We start from the raw sequence: 4,691 nt of genomic DNA, 5'->3' as shown, positions 1-4,691 counted from the left end.
GGCCCGGCTCGGGCGGATCGCGGAGGCCGTGGCGCATGCCGAGGCCACCTTCACCAGCCCGGCGGAAGCCCTCGACCTCGCGCAGGTTCTCAAGGACGCCGGCCACGGCAAGGAGGCCCTGGCCGTTGGGGAGGCGGGCCTCGGGCTCGGGCAGGACGAGGCCGAGAACCTTGAGCTCGGGCATCCGAACCGCTCCGTGGTGCCCTTGGCCCGCTGGCTGCGGGACGAGGCCCGGGGGGCGCTGGCCCGGCGGGCGGCCCGGACGGCCTTCGAGGCGACGTTCGCGAAGGCGGATTTCGATGCCGCCAAGGCGGTCGCCGGCAAGGCTTGGCCCTCGGACCGCGACGTCCTGCTCGCCCGATTGTCGGAGGCCGAGAGGGCTGTGGACCGCGTCGCGATCTTCCTGGACGAGGGGATGATCGACGCGGCTGTCGCCGCTGCGAAGAACAGCTTTGGAACCCATTCCAGCGAGCTCTTGCGCCTCGCCGAGGCGGCCCATGCGAGCCACCCCGACTGGGTGATCGCGCTCGCGGAGGCGCGGGCCACAGCGATCATGGATCAGGGCCAGGCCGGCCAATACGAAGAGGCCGCCACATGGCTCCGCTGCGCCCTACAGGCCTACGACGCGGCTGACCGTTTTGACGACTGGACGCGCCGGATCGAGGGCCTGATCGAGACGCATAAGCGCAAATATAAGCTGCGGCCGCTGCTCGAAGACCTGCGGCACGGTCTCTGAAGGGCCGCATACGAAAAAGGCGCGGCCCCGGGGGACCGCGCCTCTCGCATCACAACCCGCGCCGACCGAAGCCCGCGCGGGACAGTCCCGAACAATCACTCGCCGGCGGAGTCGCGGCGGCGCTCGCCGCGGTGGCGGCCGCCGTTATCTTCGCGCCGGGGCTCGCCGTCCCGGTCGCTGCGGCTGGACTCGCGCTCGGACTTCACCTTCTCGGTGATGTCCTCGCCGGTCTGCTGATCGACGACGCGCATGGACAGACGGATCTTGCCGCGGTCGTCCTGACCGAGGAACTTCACCTTGACCTTGTCGCCTTCCTTGACGACGTCCGTCACCTTGGCGACCCGCTGGACGGCGAGTTCCGAGATGTGGACGAGGCCGTCCTTGGCGCCGAAGAAGTTCACGAAGGCGCCGAACTCCATGCACTTCACGATCGTGCCGTCGTAGATCATGCCGTTCTCGGGCTCGGCGACGATCGAGCGGATCCAGTTGTAGGCCGCCTTGATCGCCTTGCCGTCGGCCGAGGCGATCTTCACGATGCCGGTGTCCTCGATGTTGATCTTGGCCCCGGTCTTCTCGACGATCTCGCGGATCACCTTGCCGCCGGTGCCGATCACGTCGCGGATCTTGTCGGTCGGGATCTGCATCGTCTCGATGCGCGGGGCGTACTCGCCCAGCTCCGGCCGGGCGTCGGTCAGAGCCTTGGCCATCTCCAGCAGGATGTGGGCGCGCCCGTCCTTCGCCTGGTCGAGGGCGACCCGCATGATCTCCTCGGTGATGCCGGCGATCTTGATGTCCATCTGGAGCGAGGTCACGCCCTCGTCCGTGCCGGCCACCTTGAAGTCCATGTCGCCGAGGTGATCCTCGTCGCCCAGGATGTCGGACAGGACCGCGAAGCGCTCACCCTCGAGGATGAGGCCCATGGCGATGCCGGCCACCGGACGGCGCAGGGGCACGCCGGCATCCATCAGCGACAGCGAACCGCCGCAGACCGAGGCCATCGAGGACGAACCGTTGGACTCGGTGATCTCGGACACGACGCGGATCGTGTACGGGAACTCGTGCGCCGGCGGCAGGACCGGCCGGATCGCCCGCCACGCCAGCTTGCCGTGGCCGATCTCGCGACGGCCCGGGGAGCCCATGCGGCCGGTCTCGCCGACCGAATAGGGAGGGAAGTTGTAGTGGAGCAGGAAGCGCTCCTTGTAGGTACCGTCGAGCGAGTCGATGTACTGCTCGTCCTCGCCGGTGCCGAGCGTGGCGACCACCAGGGCCTGGGTCTCGCCGCGGGTGAACAGCGACGAGCCGTGGGCGCGGGGCAGCACGCCGACCTCGGAGACGATCGGGCGGACCGTCTTCAGGTCGCGGCCGTCGATGCGCGAGCCGGTGTCGAGCACGTTCCAGCGCACGACCTTGGACTGCGCCTCCTTGAACGCGGCCTTGACCTTCTCGGCCGGGAACTTCTCAGCGCCCTCGGGGCATAGGGCGGCCATCACCTTCGCCTTCACGGCGTCGACGGCGGCGTAGCGCTCCTGCTTGACGGTCTTCGTGTAGGCGGCGCGCAGCTCGGTCTCGCAGACCTCGAGGACGGCCTTCTCGACGTCGGCGTTCTCGGGGGCCTGGAAGTCGCGCGGCTCCTTGGCGGCCTTCTCGGCGAGGCGGATGATCGCTTCGATGACCGGCTGGAAGTGCTTGTGACCGAACATCACGGCGCCGAGCATCACGTCCTCGGAGAGCTCCTTGGCCTCCGACTCGACCATCAGCACGGCGTCCTGGGTACCGGCGACGACGAGGTCGAGGCTCGACTCCTCCTTGGTCTCAGTGACCAGCGGGTTCAGCCGGTAGCCGCCGTTGATGTAGCCGACGCGGGCGGCGCCGATCGGGCCCATGAACGGCACGCCCGACAGGGTCAGGGCGGCGGAGGCCGCGACCATCGACACGATGTCGGGATCGTTCTCGAGGTCGTGGGTCAGGACCGTGATGACGACCTGGGTGTCGTTGCGCCAGCCGTTGATGAACAGCGGGCGGATCGGGCGGTCGATCAGGCGGGAGACCAGGGTCTCCTTCTCGGAGGGACGGCCCTCGCGCTTGAAGTAGCCGCCCGGGATGCGGCCGGCGGCGTAGGCGCGCTCCTGGTAGTTCACGGTGAGCGGGAGGAAGTCGATGCCGGCCTTCGGCTCCTTGCCGGCGACCACGGTGGCCAGCACGGAGGTCTCGCCGTAGGTGGCCAGCACCGCGCCGTCGGCCTGCCGGGCGACCTTGCCGGTCTCCAGGACGAGCTTGCGGTCGCCCCACATCAGCTCTTCGCGTTGAACGTCGAACATTCTTGTCTCTTCCTTGCCTTCGGCGGGCCAAGCCCGGCGCCGTCGGGGGCAAGACGGCGAGACACTTCGACCGGCAAAGTGTCTCGCGATCCTGCCCCGACGCTGGCGCCTCGAAGCGGCCCGTTTTCGAGCGGCCGGACCCATTCCGGCAGCCCGAGATTGTGAAACGCGGCCCCGAGCCGGGCCCGGAACCGCGCTTGGTCGGTCTTAGCGGCGGATGCCGAGGCGCTCGATGAGGGCGCGGTAGCGGGCCTCGTCCTTGCGCTTGACGTAGTCGAGCAGCGAGCGGCGCTGCGAGACCATCTTCAGCAGGCCCCGGCGGGAGTGGTTGTCCTTGCCGTGGGTCTTGAAGTGGCCGGTCAGGTTGGAGATCCGCTCGGTGAGGATCGCGACCTGGACCTCGGGGGACCCGGTGTCCTTGGCGTCCTTGCGGTGTTCCTTGATGAGCGCGGTCTTGCGCTCCGCCGTGATCGACATCGCATACCTTTCGGGTTGTGCTGGTCAGATGCGGCGCCCGTATCGGGGCGCTCGAGCTCGGCGTTCGGCCGGTGCCGGGATGTCGTCCAGCACGGTCACAGCGCCAAGCGGCTCAAGCCCCGCCCGGTAACCCGGGCCGAGGCTGCGCGATCCATACACGAAACCACCGGATAAACCAGCCCCGGGCCGGAGGGCTGCGCCGAGGGAAGGGTTAACACCGGCGTGGTAGCCGGAACCGGCACGAACGGCGGCCCGGCGATGAACGGTAGTCTCTCGGATATGGGCGGCGTCCTCATGGCGACGCTGCTCGGCGTTCCCGTCATCCTGCTGCCGGGCTACGCGCTGGGCAGCCTGACCGGGATTCTGGGGTTTCGCAGCCTCGCGCCCGGTGACCGCCTCCTGTGTTCGGCCCTGCTGGGGATCGGCCTGCTGCCGGTTCTCGACAGCCTGCTGGTCCAGGCCGCCGGCATCCCGGCCACCGTGCTGGCCAACCTGGCGCTGGGGCTGGCCGGGCTGGTGCCGGCGATCCGCGCGCTGCGGGGCCGGATCGACCCACCCGGCACGGCGCGCGGGCTGGCGCTCGCCGGGCTCTGGCTCGGGATCGTGGGCTACGCGCTGATCGACATCGATACCGGTACGGGTCTGTACCAGCCCGTCACCGTCATCGACCTCGTGAAGCATGCGAGCCTGACCCGCGCGATCGTCCAGGACGGCCTGCCGCCGGTCGATCCGTTCTTCGCCCGGCCCGAGCGCGCCGGCTACTACTACTTCTTCTACGCGCTGTGCGCTCTGATCGACCGGGCCGGGGGAACGCTCGTCGACGGGCGCACCGCCTTCGCGGGGCTCGCGTTCTGGACGGGGATCGGGCTGCTCGGCCTGCTGGACCGGCTGCTCGCCGCCACCGGGATGGTCCGGGAGGCCTCCCCGCGGCTCGTGCGCCGCGCGACCCTCCTGCTGCTGCCGGCGGCCGGGCTCGACATCCTGCTGGTCGTCCGCGACCGGATCGCCACCGGGCTCTGGATCCCGATGCCGGAATGGCTGAACGATCAGGTCCTGAACTGGCCGAGCTCCCTGGTCTGGGTCCCGCACCACGTCGCGGCGACCCTGGCGGCCTGGCTCGGGCTTCTGGTCCTCGCGGAGGCGGCGGACGGGACCCGGCG

3 protein-coding genes and 1 pseudogene are annotated in these 4,691 nt (G+C 69.7%); 2 read left to right on the top strand and 2 right to left on the bottom strand.

Annotation, left to right across the window (positions count from 1 at the left end; translation table 11 throughout):
• The coding region (locus FV228_RS33275; protein ID WP_210247814.1) for a hypothetical protein at positions 1-736 on the top strand (736 nt) is incomplete at its 5' end.
• 95 nt (positions 737-831) lie between these two features.
• Here FV228_RS33275 and pnp read toward each other — a convergent pair.
• Both pnp and rpsO read right to left on the bottom strand, forming a co-directional pair.
• Positions 832-3,054, bottom strand: a complete 2,223-nt coding sequence (gene pnp, locus FV228_RS20865; protein WP_147856366.1) for a polyribonucleotide nucleotidyltransferase — start codon at positions 3,052-3,054, stop codon at positions 832-834.
• A 207-nt stretch (positions 3,055-3,261) separates the two neighbouring features.
• The gene (gene rpsO / locus FV228_RS20860; protein WP_147856365.1) at positions 3,262-3,531 is read right to left on the bottom strand and encodes a 30S ribosomal protein S15; all 270 of its coding nucleotides are present in this window, start codon (positions 3,529-3,531) and stop codon (positions 3,262-3,264) included.
• Between the two features lie 258 nt (positions 3,532-3,789).
• Between rpsO and FV228_RS20855 the strand changes: the two are divergent.
• A pseudogene (locus tag FV228_RS20855) lies at positions 3,790-4,691 on the top strand (hypothetical protein); the annotation flags it as partial.

Source organism: Methylobacterium sp. WL18 (assembly GCF_008040015.1).
GTDB classification, from domain to species: Bacteria; Pseudomonadota; Alphaproteobacteria; order Rhizobiales; family Beijerinckiaceae; genus Methylobacterium; species Methylobacterium mesophilicum.
Note: the sequence above shows the minus strand (reverse complement) of the source record. Positions and strands in the feature narration are given on the sequence as shown.